This window comes from Kosakonia quasisacchari (assembly GCF_004331415.1).
In the GTDB taxonomy this organism is placed as follows: domain Bacteria; phylum Pseudomonadota; class Gammaproteobacteria; order Enterobacterales; family Enterobacteriaceae; genus Kosakonia; species Kosakonia quasisacchari.
In genome coordinates, this window is sequence record NZ_SJOP01000011.1 from 128,670 (window position 1) to 142,631 (window position 13,962).

At 54.2% G+C, this 13,962-nt stretch carries 15 protein-coding genes; 8 read left to right on the forward strand and 7 right to left on the reverse strand.

What is annotated here, in order from left to right:
* The first annotated feature begins 45 nt into the window (after positions 1–45).
* Entirely contained in the window at positions 46–960 is a 915-nt protein-coding gene (locus E0L21_RS13700) for a DMT family transporter (RefSeq protein ID WP_131410358.1), read from the forward strand.
* Here E0L21_RS13700 and E0L21_RS13705 read toward each other — a convergent pair.
* Positions 947–1,627, reverse strand: a complete 681-nt coding sequence (locus E0L21_RS13705) for a DUF3313 domain-containing protein (RefSeq protein ID WP_131410360.1) — start codon at positions 1,625–1,627, stop codon at positions 947–949. The two genes, E0L21_RS13700 and E0L21_RS13705, sit on opposite strands and share 14 nt — an antisense overlap.
* 158 nt (positions 1,628–1,785) lie before the next feature.
* Entirely contained in the window at positions 1,786–3,381 is a 1,596-nt protein-coding gene (locus E0L21_RS13710) for an ABC transporter substrate-binding protein (protein WP_131410362.1), read from the reverse strand.
* A 106-nt stretch (positions 3,382–3,487) separates the two neighbouring features.
* Here E0L21_RS13710 and pepT point away from each other — a divergent pair, with 106 nt between their 5' ends.
* The gene (pepT, locus tag E0L21_RS13715; protein WP_131410365.1) at positions 3,488–4,717 is read left to right on the forward strand and encodes a peptidase T; all 1,230 of its coding nucleotides are present in this window, start codon (positions 3,488–3,490) and stop codon (positions 4,715–4,717) included.
* Between the two features lie 21 nt (positions 4,718–4,738).
* On the opposite strand, the gene E0L21_RS13720 is transcribed toward pepT, so the two are convergent.
* Together E0L21_RS13720 and tehB are read right to left on the reverse strand one after the other, a co-directional pair.
* Positions 4,739–4,969 carry a hypothetical protein gene (locus tag E0L21_RS13720; protein ID WP_131410367.1) on the reverse strand — a complete coding sequence of 77 codons (231 nt, stop codon included), beginning with the start codon at positions 4,967–4,969 and terminating at the stop codon, positions 4,739–4,741.
* Positions 4,970–5,004: 35 nt separating this feature from the next.
* Complete coding sequence (tehB, locus tag E0L21_RS13725) at positions 5,005–5,601, reverse strand: tellurite resistance methyltransferase TehB (RefSeq protein ID WP_131410369.1); 597 nt, start codon at positions 5,599–5,601, stop codon at positions 5,005–5,007.
* Positions 5,602–5,726: 125 nt separating this feature from the next.
* On the opposite strand from tehB, the gene ydcK reads away from it, so the two are divergent.
* The 6 genes from ydcK (at position 5,727) to E0L21_RS13755 (ending at position 10,659) form a co-directional block, all read left to right on the forward strand.
* Positions 5,727–6,707: a YdcK family protein gene (ydcK, locus tag E0L21_RS13730; RefSeq protein WP_170312064.1), complete on the forward strand. Its 981-nt coding sequence runs from the start codon at positions 5,727–5,729 to the stop codon at positions 6,705–6,707.
* A 228-nt stretch (positions 6,708–6,935) separates the two neighbouring features.
* A complete protein-coding gene (locus E0L21_RS13735) occupies positions 6,936–7,688 on the forward strand; it encodes an SDR family oxidoreductase (protein ID WP_131410371.1) in 753 nt (250 codons plus the stop codon).
* 123 nt (positions 7,689–7,811) lie between these two features.
* The gene (locus E0L21_RS13740; RefSeq protein ID WP_131410373.1) at positions 7,812–8,867 is read left to right on the forward strand and encodes a catalase family peroxidase; all 1,056 of its coding nucleotides are present in this window, start codon (positions 7,812–7,814) and stop codon (positions 8,865–8,867) included.
* On the forward strand, positions 8,864–9,400 hold the full coding sequence (locus tag E0L21_RS13745) for a cytochrome b (protein WP_131410375.1): 537 nt from the start codon (positions 8,864–8,866) through the stop codon (positions 9,398–9,400). Before E0L21_RS13740 ends, E0L21_RS13745 begins: the two co-directional genes overlap by 4 nt.
* A gap of 9 nt (positions 9,401–9,409) precedes the next feature.
* A complete protein-coding gene (locus E0L21_RS13750) occupies positions 9,410–9,916 on the forward strand; it encodes an RNA polymerase sigma factor (RefSeq protein WP_131410377.1) in 507 nt (168 codons plus the stop codon).
* Positions 9,913–10,659, forward strand: a complete 747-nt coding sequence (locus E0L21_RS13755) for an anti-sigma factor family protein (protein ID WP_131410379.1) — start codon at positions 9,913–9,915, stop codon at positions 10,657–10,659. The genes E0L21_RS13750 and E0L21_RS13755 overlap by 4 nt, the downstream gene beginning before the upstream one ends.
* On the opposite strand, the gene rimL is transcribed toward E0L21_RS13755, so the two are convergent.
* From rimL to E0L21_RS13770, 3 genes are all read right to left on the reverse strand, one after another.
* On the reverse strand, positions 10,656–11,207 hold the full coding sequence (rimL, locus tag E0L21_RS13760) for a 50S ribosomal protein L7/L12-serine acetyltransferase (protein ID WP_131410381.1): 552 nt from the start codon (positions 11,205–11,207) through the stop codon (positions 10,656–10,658). The two genes, E0L21_RS13755 and rimL, sit on opposite strands and share 4 nt — an antisense overlap.
* A 45-nt stretch (positions 11,208–11,252) precedes the next feature.
* Positions 11,253–12,908 (reverse strand): glucan biosynthesis protein D, encoded by a 1,656-nt coding sequence (locus tag E0L21_RS13765; protein ID WP_131410487.1) that lies wholly within the window; start codon positions 12,906–12,908, stop codon positions 11,253–11,255.
* Between the two features lie 271 nt (positions 12,909–13,179).
* On the reverse strand, positions 13,180–13,959 hold the full coding sequence (locus tag E0L21_RS13770; RefSeq protein ID WP_131410489.1) for an ABC transporter substrate-binding protein: 780 nt from the start codon (positions 13,957–13,959) through the stop codon (positions 13,180–13,182).
* Positions 13,960–13,962 lie beyond the last annotated feature (3 nt).

The window sequence follows — 13,962 nt, forward strand, 5'->3', positions numbered from 1 at the left end:
GCGTTTTGCCACACTCAGCGTTCGTTTTACGCATCGGAACTCAATATGAACGCATTGCTGTACGGTTTGGTGGTGATTATCTGGGGGACAACCTGGATTGCGATTTTTTTACAACAAGGCCCGGTTCCTGCGCCGGTGTCAATTTTCTGGCGTTTTGCTCTGGCAACAGTGGCAATGATGCTGATATTGCTGGCGCAGCGTAAACTGCGCGCCCTGCCGCTGCGCGATCATCTGTTTTGTCTGTTACAGGGCTGCTGCGTGTTCGGTTTCAATTTCTGGTGCTTCTACACCGCCGCCGCGTGGATCAGTACCGGGCTGGAGTCGGTGATCTTCTCGATGGCGGTTTTGTTTAATGCGATAAACAGTTATCTCTTTTTCGGTCAAAAACCGCCAGCACGCTTTTTTGTCGCGGCGATCCTCGGCCTGACGGGGATCGTGACGCTGTTCTGGCAAGATCTGGTCAACAGTGGCTGGAGCATAACGCTACTGATGGGGATTGGCCTGTCGGCGCTGGGCACGCTGGGTTTCTCGTTTGGCAATATGATAAGCCTGCGCCACCAGCGAAAAGGGCTGGAAACCATCACCACTAACAGTTGGGCGATGCTCTACGGCACGTTGATTATGGGAGCAATTGGCCTGCTGCGCGGTGACGATTTTACCCCGCAATGGACTGCCAGTTACCTTGGCGCGCTGGTCTATCTGGCGCTGTTCGGCTCGGTAATAGGCTTTGGTGCCTATTTTACGCTGGTCGGGCGAATTGGCCCCAGCAAAGCGGCTTATAGCACCCTGCTTTTTCCGCTGGTTGCGCTAACCGTTTCGACGTTCTTCGAGGGTTATATCTGGCATTTCAATGGCGTTGCCGGCTTGTTGCTGATCCTCACCGGCAATCTGGTGATGTTTACCCGCCCGGAAAACTGGCTGGGCGGGCGCGGAACACGGCGAAAAGCTAACGCTTGCTGATATCAAACATCGTCGCGTCGGTCGCCATATCGTCAATGACTTGTTTCAGAGAGTCGACGGAGACCGGCGCATTTTCATTGTTCACATCTTTCCCTTGCCCCTGGCGCACTACTTTCAACACTGGCGCATTGGTCTGCGCGTCAATCAACTCGCCTTCGAAATAGAGATGGGTGTTCATCGTGCGATGGCCGGTTGCCATCTGTGTTCCCGCCACGACCATTGCGACCGGCACCACTTCATAGAACTGCAACCCTTGTTTGCTGGCATCCACGCCGGTTATCGCCCCGCGGAAAATCAGGCTGTGCTGGCCTGGCGATGTCACCAGCGGTTTACGCGAAGCGGCAGCGGCTTTCAGCTTGCTGTTGGTATAGTTGAGAACGCCATCCAGCACCTGTTGATTCACCTGGCTGGTAGGTTTCGCTACCGGGTAATAGGTTACCGGGTGGTAGACAATACTGTCGTATTTCGCCGGGTCAAAACCCGGCGCCACCCAGCGAAGCACCGGTTTACCGGTGGCGGATGTGGTTTCCTGTAGCCCGGAATAATCTTTTAGAAACCCGGAATATTTTTCCGGTTGAGTCACTTTTGACGCACAGCCTGATAACGCCAGCAGACCAGAAAAGACGGCAACGCTAACCAACGCATGAGGATGTCCCTGTGAATGCACAATTGCCTATAAGGTATAGCAAACGCAGCGGCATTTTGTGGGAGGGTAAAACGTCTTTGTGAGCAACGGCTTTGATAAGATCTATACCACCACCCTTAACGCTAAGTGATGTTCGCGAGCAAACCGCTAGTGCGCTGGGTTTGCTCGCCTATTAATGGTTATTTCTTCAGATCAACCTGCCAGAAAATATGTTTGCCAAACGGGTCGATTTCGTAGCCCTGCACCTCTTTACGTACCGGTTCGAAAATCGTTGAGTGGGCAATCATCACCGCTGGCATTTGATCATGCATCATCTGCTGCGCCTCTTTGTACAGCGCAACACGTTTTTCATGATCGCTGGTGGCTTTCGCTTCGGCGATAATTTTGTCAAATGGCGCGTAACACCATTTCGCTGAATTCGAACCGCCATTGGCAGACGTACAGGTAAACAGCGGGCCAAAGAAGTTATCCGGATCGCCGGTTGCGGTGGTCCAGCCCATCAGCGCCGCCTGGTGCTCGCCGCCTTTCACCCGTTTCAGGTATTCGCCCCACTCATAGGTGACGATTTTGGTCTGCACGCCCACTTTCGCCCAGTCGGCCTGGATCATCTCGGCCATACGTTTGGCGTTCGGGTTATAGGGGCGCTGCACCGGCATCGCCCATAAATCAATGCTCGTTCCCGGCGCTACCCCGGCCTCTTTCAGCAGCGCTTTGGCTTTTTCCGGATCGTAGTCGTAATCCTTCAGTTCGCTATCTGCGCTCCAGACGCCTGGCGGCAGCAGGTTTTTCGCTGCGGTGCCCGTTCCCTGAAACACAGCCTGAATGATCGCCGGTTTGTTGATCGCCAGCGCCAGCGCCTGGCGCACTTTTACGTTATCCAGCGGCGCTTTTTGCGTATTAAACGACAGGAACCCGGTATTCAGCCCGGCTTTGCTCATCAGCGTGATGTCTTTGTTCTCTTTCAGGCGCGGCAAATCCGCCGGATTGGGAAACGGCATAACCTGGCACTCGTTCTTCTCCAGTTTTGCCAGGCGTACAGAAGCATCCGGCGTGATGCTGAAGACCAGGCGATCAATTTTGGCTTTGCCCTGCCAGTAACCGTCGAACGCGGTAAACAGAATGCGCGAATCTTTCTGATACTGCGCCAGCCGGAACGGCCCGGTACCAATTGGGTCCATATCGACGCGTTCCGGTGTCCCTGCCTTTAACATCGCATCGGCATACTCCGCTGAGAGGATCGACGCAAAATACCAGCCAAGGTCAGCGACAAACGGCGCTTCCGGGTGCGCCAGCGTAAAGCGCACGGTATGGTCGTCAACTTTATCAATCGCGGTGATCAGCGAACCGAACTCGAGGCTTTCAAAGTTCGAGTAAGTGCCGTTGGAGACATTGTGATAGGGGTTATTGGCGTCTTTTTGCCGCATAAATGAGAAGATCACATCATCGGCATTAAAATCGCGCGTTGGTGTAAAGTATTTATTGCTCTGGAACTTCACCCCTTTACGCAGATGGAAGGTGTAAACCTTGCCGTCTTCGCTCACATCCCAGCTTTCCGCGAGGCTGGGTTGCAGTTGCGTGGTGCCTATTTTGAAATCCACCAGCCGGTTATAGACCGGCACCGCGCTGGCATCGACGCTGGTGCCCGAGGTATAAAGTTGCGGGTTGAAGTTTTCCGGCGAGCCTTCCGAGCAATAGACCAGCGTTTTCGCCGCTACAGAAGAACTCACTATCATCGCGGCCAACGCCAGAGCAAGTGTTGTCGGTTTGCTAATCATAGTTTTTCCTGTTGTTTTATTGTAAAGGCTTGTTGTTTGCCCTCTCATAAATAACATTAAAGTGAATTTGCAAACACCTGATAATTCGAATAAAGAAGGAATCACTATGTCATCGTCGCTGACCAGTCAATTAACGCATCGCTTCTTTCGCTATCTCAACATCACCAGCCAAAGCGATCCCAGCGCCACCACGTTACCCACGACTGTCGGGCAATTTGATATGGCGCGTGAACTGGCTAATGAGTTGAAAACACTGGGTCTGGAACAGATTGTCATTGACAATCACGCGACCGTCACCGCCGTGAAAAAAGGCAATGTTCCGGGTGCGCCGCGCATTGGTTTTATCACCCATATCGACACCGTAGATGTCGGTTTATCACCGCATATTTATCCGCAGATCCTGCGCTTTGAGGGGCAAGATCTCTGCCTGAACAACGTGCAAGATATCTGGCTGCGCGTTGATGAGCATCCGGAGATCCTCGCGTATCCGAATGAAGAGATTATTTTCAGTGACGGAACCAGCGTACTCGGCGCGGACAACAAAGCCGCCGTTACCGTGGTGATGACGCTGCTGGAAAACCTGACGCCAGAACAGCGTCACGGCGATATCGTGGTGGCCTTTGTGCCCGATGAAGAAGTGGGACTGCGCGGTGCGAAAGCGCTGGATTTAGCGCGTTTTGATGTTGATTTTGCCTGGACAATCGACTGCTGCGAACTGGGCGAAATTGTTTATGAGAATTTCAACGCCGCCAGCGCGCAAATCCAGTTTACCGGGGTGACCGCGCACCCGATGTCAGCGAAAGGCGTGCTGGTGAACCCGCTATTGATGGCGATGGATTACATCAGCCATTTCGATCGCCAGCAAACGCCGGAGCACACAGAAGGACGCGAAGGCTATATCTGGTTTAACGGGATCAATGCCGTGCAGAGTTACGCGACGCTGAACGCCAACATTCGTGACTTTGACAGCGAGAGTTTTGCGAAACGCAAACAGCAAATTGCCGATGTGGCAGCAAAAATTGCCGCCCAATATCCCACTGCGAAAGTTGAGTACAGCATTAGCGATACCTACAGCAATATCAGCAACGCGATTGGCGAAGATCGCCGGGCGATTGATTTACTGTTTGCAGCCATGGAATCGCTGGGTATCACGCCAAAACCGACACCAATGCGCGGCGGCACCGACGGTGCAGCGCTTTCTGCTAAGGGTTTGCTGACACCAAATTTCTTCACCGGCGCGCATAATTTCCACTCGCGTTTTGAGTTCTTGCCGCTGCGTGCCTTCGAAGCTTCATACAATGTGGCGCTGCAGCTTTGCCTGCTGGCGGCGCGCTAAACAAGCTGAGCGGCGATGTCGTCAGAACTGAGCTGCATTAACCCTTTCAGTCCAATGGTGCCGGATGCGGATCTCACGAAAGTGCTGGATGGCCTTGCCATTCAGCATTTGGCGCGCCAGCGGTGACACTTCATCACCGTAATCCTCAAAGAGTTTGCCGGTGGCGTTTACCAGGCGAATAGCGAAACAGGCGTGATGCAGCGAGTGTTCATAGAAAAAACTGCGGACTGGCAGTATAAGAACCGGTGGCATCCTTCCGGCTCCTTTACTGCCTGCCGTGGGAAAACTTACGCAGATTTGCGTGCCAGCAACGTGGCAAAGCGCAATTTTATGCGGTTGCCGTTGGCATCGGTGCGATGAAGCTCGCCAACCTCTTCGTTGTATTTCAGCAACTCCCAGCCCACGTAGTAATCGCGCAACTCACCCTCTTTAAAGGCAAACGGGAAGCCGACCGTGCACGGGAAATCTGCCGTGTCCATTGCCGCGACAATCAAGTTATAGCCGCCCGGTTTGGTGCAGCGCTGCATATTGGCAATCAGCCCTGGAATGGTTTTCGCTTCCAGAAACATCAGCACTACAGTCGAGAGAATAAAATCGTACTCGCCGTCAAAACTCAGGTTGTTGAGATCAACCGCCTCGATATGTAAGTTTTCCAGCCCTTCCGCTTCGCGGATATTTTGTAAGTTGCTCAGGCTGTTCGGATTTTTATCCCACGCGGTGACGTCAAAACCCCGGTTGGCGAGAAAAAGACTGTTGCGGCCATTACCGCAGCCGAGATCCAGCGCTTTGCCCGGTTGGACATAATTAACGGCGTTAAGTACTTCCGAATGGGTCGGCGTCATGCTGTATTTTTCAGTAAAGTAGCTATCAGTGCGGGTGGTCATGCTATTCCTCAATACGTCGCGAATTTATAAGTTGCATTTTTTGTGCATTTTATTGGTTTCGCTGGCGGATAGCCAGCAGCGTAAAATTTGCTACGTTTAACTCAGGCAGATCGAGGAAATGTAGCATGAATAAGTATCGACTCAGCGATGAGCAAAGGACAATGCGCTACCAGATTGGCGGCGAGAAGCGCTCTGTCGCGCTGCGCCAGATTATCGCCCTGCGCGATTTTAACGATGTAGTGGCGGGCAGCGCGGGTGGCTGGGTCGATAATGAAAATGTGCTCGATCAGCAGGGAAATTGCTGGATTTACGATGAAAACAGCATGGTTTTTCTTGGCAGCATGGTGCGTGGCGATGCACGTATCACCCAACCATGCGTGATTTGCCACGATGTCATTGTTCTTGATAATGCCTGGGTTGACGGCAGTAATGTGAGCCACGGCGCGCAATTAAGTGACAGTGTCACGGTTCAGGCCTCCACCGTGCGCGGTTTATGTCATTTGCGTGGCGATGCGCGCATTCTCAACGGCTGCGACATCATTGCAGCCCAAGGTTTAACACCGGACAACGAACAGATTTTACAGATTTACGATCGCGCCACCGTCAGCCAGTCGCGCGTGGTGCATCAGGCGCAAATTTATGGCGATGCCATCGTCAATTATGCGTTTATCGAACACCGTGCCGAAGTCTTTGATTTCGCCCTGCTCGAAGGCAACGAACTCAATGACGTCTGGGTGTGCGACTGTGCCAAAGTGTATGGCTCCGCGCGCGTAGTCGCCGGGACGCTTGAGGATGAGATCCCGACGATTCGCTATAGCTCGCAGGTGGCAGAAAACGCGGTTGTAGAAGGCAACTGTATTTTAAAACACCACGTACTGGTTGGCGGTCGCGCCTGGTTACGCGGAGGGCCGCTGCAACTGGATGAAAAAGTGGTGATTCAGGGCAATGCGCGCATTCACGGTAATGTGCTGATCGAGCATCAGATTGAAATTGGCGGTGATGCGGTTGTCGACGCGCAGGAAGGCGAAAGTATTCTGTTACGCGGGCCGAAAGTGATTAACGACACGCAGCACATTACCCGCACGCCGCTGGTCGGCTCTTTATAATTCGCTTGTCTGTTATTGATGCCGAAAATATAATCACCCGGCATTTTCCACTATGTCGTAGGCGTTACCGTCATCCAACGCGCCCAGGTTCCTGAGGGTCTCCGCTGAGAAAACAGGATCCCTAATACAGGCGCGGCACTCACTTCTGATCCCTAATTTCCCGTTACCTTCCCGGTTGCGGGATTGTGTCGTCGCCTTTCCATTACGCATCACTGGAGAGGACGTTTTATGAACATTAGCGGTAACACCATTCTTATCACCGGCGCAACCAGCGGCATTGGCCGTGCGCTGGCTGAAGCGCTGTATGCACGAGGTAATCAGGTCATCATTACCGGCCGCCGTCAGGCGCTGCTGGATGAGGTAACGCGTAATAACCCCGGAATGGCGGGATTCCAATTGGATGTTGATGATGCGGCAATGCTTGCTGCGCTCACCAAACGCGTCAGCTCGCAGTATCCGCGGCTGAATGTGCTGATTGCCAATGCCGGGATTTCAGGCAAAGAAGATTATGCCACTGGCAACGGGGATGCAGAGATGGCGCAGGCGATCGTCGCGACCAATATTGTTGGGGTTATCCGGACTGTCGCTGCATTTTTGCCTTTGATTCAACACCAGCCGAAAGCCACACTACTGGCGACCAGTTCGGCGCTGGCGTTTCTGCCAAGAGCCGATTTCCCCACTTACTGCGCCAGCAAAGCCTTTTTGCATACGTGGCTGGTTTGTTTGCGCCATCAACTTCGCCATATCCCTGTTGAAGTCCTTGAGCTTTCACCCCCCTATGTACAAACAACGCTCACCGGCGCGCAGCAGGCAACCGATCCGCGCGCGATGGCGTTGCCTGCTTATATCCGTGAAGTAATGTCAATGATTGAGCACGGCGATCACCCTGCGGGTGAAATCGTGCTGGAGCGTGATAAACACCGGCGCTGGGCGGAAAAAGACGGCACCTTCGCCACGCTCTTTGCGGCGATGAACCCCTAATAATACCGGGCCTGCAACGTAAATTCTGTTGCAGGCTTTTTTCACAAAAGTTTTTTTTCTTCCTCGTGGAATAAACGCGCCGTTGCTTCGTCTTATCCGCTCATGATTAGCAGGTGAGCAACTATGACAAACACTCCATTTACGACCGGCCAGATCATTGCGCGTCTCGCCGTGATAGCACTTATTCCCCTGGTGTTGATTGTGCTGTTTCTCTGGGGCGGCGGTTGGTTAACGCCACAGCGCCTGAGCGCAGACAAACTGGTGAATGTCTTACAACAAGCGGGCGGCGAACATCCGGGTTACCGGCGAAATCACGCCAAAGGTCTCTGTGTTATTGGTAGTTTTATCTCCAACGGCAATGCCAGCACGCTATCGCGCGCCTCGGTGTTTGCGGCGGGTGAAACGCCGGTAACCGGACGTTTTGCCATTGCCGGAGGCAACCCTGCCGCGCCGGATTACGCCGTTCCCGTGCGCAGTATGGCGCTGGCGTTTCAGCTGGCGAACGGCGAACAGTGGCGCACCGGCATGAATGCGATGCCCTTCTTCCCGGTCTCCACCGTTGAGCAATTTTATGAATTACAGGTTGCCTCGCTACCTGATGCGGCAACCGGCAAACCGAATGCGGATAAATTTACCGCCTTTGTGCAAAAGAATCCCGAAATCAAGCCATTTCTGGCGTGGGCAAAGCAGAATGTTCCCTCTTCAAGCTGGGCCAGCGATCGCTTTAACAGCCTGAACGCGTTCCGTTTTATGGATAAGTCCGGCATGGCGCATCTGGTTCGCTGGAGCATGGTGCCGCATACCGATTATCGGCCCATCAGTGCGGAAGAAAAAAAGGATAAAGATTTCCTGCAAACCGATCTTAAACAGCGTCTGGCGCAAGGGCCGCTGAAATGGGATCTGTTGGTCACGGTTGCCCAGCCGGGTGACGATGGCAGTAATGCCACGAAAATCTGGCCAGCAGACAGACAAACGGTCAACGCCGGAACGCTGGTACTCACCCATGCAACAGAACAGCAAAATGGGCCGTGCAATGACATCAATTACGATCCGCTGATCCTGCCGGATGGCATTGCCGCCTCTGACGATCCGTTACTTAATGCGCGTTCAGCAGCCTATGCTAAATCTTACAATGCGCGCACCCGCGAACAATCCGCCCAGGCTGGAGCTCATTTATGAAACAGGTTGCGTATTTCCACCCGGCGCTGCGCGTGCTGCACTGGTTAATGGCGGCAGCGATCGTGGCGATGCTGTTTATTGGCGTCGTGATGGTTTCCACCGTCTCATCCCTGCACAGCCTGCTGGTGTCCATTCACAAACCGCTGGGTTTAATGATTCTTGTGCTGGTGCTGGTCCGTCTGTGGTTACGGTTTTATACTGCCACGCCCGCGTTACCGGCGACTCTTCCGGGTTGGCAACGCGCGATGGCGCACCTCTCACATTGGGCGCTTTATGCCATGATGATTGCGCAGCCGCTGATTGGCTGGGGAATGCTTTCGGCAGCGGGCTACCCGGTATCGGTCGGGGGTTGGGTGTTACCGCCTATCCTGCCGGTGAGTAATGATGTTTACGCACTGCTGCGTCCGTTGCATTCCCTGGTGGCACTGGCGCTGTTCGCAACGGTGATGCTGCATTTAGCCGCTGCGTTATTTCATGCCCTCGTGCTCCGCGATGGCGTATTTGAGAGTATGTCGGGAACGCGCAAGCGATGAAGGCAAGCTATGCAACTGACTGATGATGAGATTCGTCAGGTGATGCCACATTTGCAACGCTTTGCACTGTGGCTAACCCGCAACCCGCACAGCGCGGAAGATTTGGTGCAAAGTTGCCTGATGAAAGCGCTGACGCGCAGCCCGGATAATCATGGCGAACGGAGCCTGCGCGCCTGGCTGTTTGCCATTCTTTACCGCCAATTTATTGACGCCGAGCGGCGCAAGCGACGGTATATGAAAATCCTCGCTTTTTTTACCGGCGAGGAAGCCATCAGCGCATCTACCGAATCACTGGCGATGGCGGATGATACGCTGGCGGTGTTCGCCACGCTGCCCACAGATTATCGTGTCATTCTGTTGCTGGTGAGCATTGAAGGGCTGAGTTATAAAGAAGTCGCCCAAACGCTCGATATCCCGACCGGCACCGTGATGTCGCGCCTGTCGCGAGCGCGTAAATTGCTACATGAGAAACTAGACGGTACGGCCACGCCGCTGCCGCTGAGGAGACTGAAATGACGTTGCCACCGGATGAACACGATCTGCATGCCTGGATGGATGGCGAAACCGATGAGGCGACCTCAGCGCGTGTCGAGCGCTATCTGGCAGAAAACCCCGATGCCGCCGCGCAGGTTGCGGGCTGGCGTCGCGACGCGCAGCAACTCCGCCAGGCCATGAGCCAGCAAGCTATTGTCCTGGAAAAACCGGAGCCGCATTATTTACGCCGCCAGGTACGCCAGCAGCGCCAGTGGAAACTGGCCACCGCGTTCGCGTTGGTGCTGGCGCTAAGCGTTGGCGGCTACACAGGCTGGCAGTTAAAAGAGTCGCAGATGTTGATGACTCATCAGCCGATGGAGGACGCGGTTCAGGCCTATAAACTTTTTGATAATGCTGCGTTAACGCCCATGGATGTGGTGGCAAGCCAGCAAACCGAACTCACCCGCTGGGTCGCCCGGTATTTCATCAACGGCAACCAGCCGCCAAATCTTGAACAGTATGGTTTCACGTTATCCGGCGCGAGGCTTATTGCCACCGCGCAAGGCCCGGCGGCGCTGATTATGTATCAGGACAGAAACGGAACGCGGGTCGGCTGGTATATCCGCCCATTAAGCCCGGTCAAACTTCCCCATGGGGAACGCGAGGCAGAAGATGTGATGGCGCAGTACTGGAGTGATGATCACTACAACTACGCGCTGGTGACACCGATGAACTCACCGGCGGTAAATGGCCTGCGCAAAGCGGTGTCACAGGCCACCAGTTAGCGCGATCGGGACTTATCGACGATCTTCGCCCAGATATTCTGGTCGTCGTAGCTGCCGTTGAGAAACTCCGCCTGTTTGAGGCAGCCTTCAAGCGTAAAGCCGTTGCGTTCGGCTACCTGATTGCTGGACGTGTTCGCCACCCGGCATTTGATGACAAAGCGCCGGATCTCGCCGCGGCGGGCGTAAAAATCGATCATGGCCTGCATGGCCTGAGACAAAATCCCCTGCCGCTGGCAATCTTCATCCAGCCAGTAGCCGATATAGGCCGTTTTGTTTAGCGGCTCAATCGAATTAAACGCCAGCACCCCCACCAGCACATCGTCGCGCACAATCATGAACATTTTGGCGTAACCGCGCTGGTGCAGCAGCATGTTGCTCTGCGCGGTTTTGCGGGTGTCATCAACGGAGGTGACAGAGTGCGGCCAGTTGAGAAACTGCTGTAGCCAGTCGCGGTTTTTGACAATTAACTGGTGAAGGTCGTGCACAAACCGCTCGTCGACGGCGTGCAGCATGAGGTGGTCATTTACCGGAATAACGGTATCGTCCATTGCAGCTCCACAAAGCATTCGCCCCCAAACGGGGGCGAAGTGAGATTAGCGCATGACGCGGTCATCAACGTAGTTACGTTTGTCCGGCGCGGGCGGGAAGTATTGATAAAGCCAGGTTTCGCTGATCGCGTTGCCCTGGCAGCGCAGGAACAGACGCATGTCTACCGGATCGGTGGAATCATTGGTCGGATACCAGTCGAACAGAATGCGATAACCGTCAAACGGTTCAACATAGAGGATCTCAACCTGTTTCGCTTCACCGTTTGAGAGGGTGATGACCGGCTCAATGCCTTTCGGCGCAGCGGCTTTCAAATCGCCGCCAACAAAATCAATGGCGAAACGGCGTGCCCATTTGTCCGGGTAGTGTTCGCCCGGTGCCCAACCTTCCGGGAAACCGCCCATGCCGGTGCGGGTGGCGTAAACGCGCGCCAGCGGAGAACGTACTGGCGGCATCGCGCTCCAGTACAAGCGGTACTGGAAGGCAAAATCATCGCCCGCTTTGACCGGTTTTTCCGGTTGCCAGAAGCAGACAATGTTATCCAGCGTTTCACCGGTAGTCGGGATCTCCATCAGGCTTACCGCCCCTTTACCCCATTTGTTACGCGGCTCAACCCACAGACTCGGGCGTTTGTTGTACCAACCCATCACATCCTGATAGTGGGAGAAATCGCGATCGAGTTGCAGCAGGCCGAACCCTTTCGGGTTTTCATCCTGGTAGGCGTTGAACTGCAATTTTTGCGGGTTGTTTAGCGGGCGGCAGATCCACTCGCCGTTACCACGCCACATCGCCAGCCGGTCAGAGTCGTGAATTTGCGGATGAATGGTATCGCAGACGCGGCGCTCGTTATTACCGCAGCTGAACATACTGGTCATCGGCGCGATACCCAGTTGCTTAATGTCTTTGCGTGCATACAAGCGGTTATCAACATCCATGATCACCTGGCTCTCTTCGCAGTGGATCACGAACTTGTACGCACCGGTAATGCTCGGGCTGTCGAGCAGTGCATAAACGGTAAAGGTGGTATCGGACGGTTTCGCCGTCTCAAACCAGAACGCGGTGAAATCCGGGAACTCTTCCGGCGTATCAGTAAAGGTATCAATGGCTACACCGCGTGCGGAAAGACCATACTGGAAGGTGCTATCTACCGCGCGGAAATAGCTCGCGCCAAGGAACGAGACGATATCGCGGCGCGCCAGCTCAGGCGCTTTAAACGCGCGAAAACCGGCAAAACCGAGATCGCTTTGCCCTTCCAGTTGTTTGGTATCTACGCCCGCGTCGTGGTAGTTAAACAACTCCGGGCGGAAGTGAATTTCACGCGCCTGGTGTGTGTTTTGATCGAGTGAGAACATGCGCACACGGCGGCGAAAGCCCATGCCGACGTGGAAAAACTGCACGTCCAGCAGACGGCCATCCACATTGTTCCACAGCGAGTGCTGCGCATCATACTGAATGCTGTTGTAAGCCTGCGGCGTCAGGTTCGCCAGCGTGTTGGGGAGCGCTTTAGGCGCACCGCCCCATTGCTGTTGCGCCAGATCGTGCGCCATGGACTGCAGCACGGAGAAATCAAAACTGCGGCTTTGTCCATCGGCGATGTCGGTTTCCGCCGCGAACGCCGCGCGGGAAAACAGCGATGCAACACCGGTAGTGCCGTAGGTTGCGGCAAGGGCCATGGATGCTTGAATAAATCGTCTGCGGTTCATGCCTGGTAACACGTCCTTCTGGTCGTCAAATGGCATTTCGCGATGGCGCGAAACAGCGGCAAAAGCGTTGCTTAATGAACGCATCACTCTAGACAAAATTCATTGAGAATCCAATTGTTGGCTGCCGAATATATGAACGAAACATGAAATATTTTCTGTCGATAAGAGCAGCCCGAAAGCGGCGTAAAGATCTGTATAACAGTAGCGGGGGCGGCGGAAATAAAAAAGCGCCTGCCGGACATCAGACGGCAGGCGCCAGAATGGTCATGCCTTATTGTGTGCTGACACTAACATCAATGCCGGGGAAATATTTTTCTGCCAGCGTCTTGATGGTGCCGTCAGCACGAACTTTATCGATTGCGGCATCAAGCTGCTTTTTGGTGGCCTCGTCACCTTTGCGCAACCCAAAACCGATACCACTGCCGAGGATCGTATCGTCCGATACCGGTTTGCCGATAAAGCCAAACCCTTTCCCCTGCGGCTTGCTGAGGAAACCGGCTTGCCCGGCCGCCGACATCACCAGTGAGGCGTCAATACGACCGTTGAGCAAATCTCCCCACGCCATATTCTGATCTTTATACGACACCACCGTGACACCGTGCTTTTCCCAGTGCTCTTTGGCGTAGGTTTCCTGAATCGATCCCTGCAACACGCCAATGGTTTTGCCTTTCAGCCCTTCCGCGGTCGCTTCCATGCCATCACCACTTTTGCCGACCAGTTGCGAAGGAATGCGGTATATCGGCTGGGTGAAGTCAATGCTTTTGCGCCGTTGCTCGGTAATGTTCATCGCCGAGTTAATGGCATCAAATTTCTTTGCAGTAAGCCCAGGGATTAACGCGTCAAACGAGGTTTCCACCCAACTGCATTTCAGTTGTGCCGCTTTGCAGATGGCGTTACCCAGTTCGATGTCAAAACCTTCCAGTTCGCCCGACGCGTTGCGGCTTTCAAAAGGGGGATATTCCGCCTCCACGCCATAGCGCAGCGCGCTTTCGGCAAATGAGGAGAATGAGCAGAGCAAACCCATACCCAGACAGAGTGCTTTAAATTTCATCAT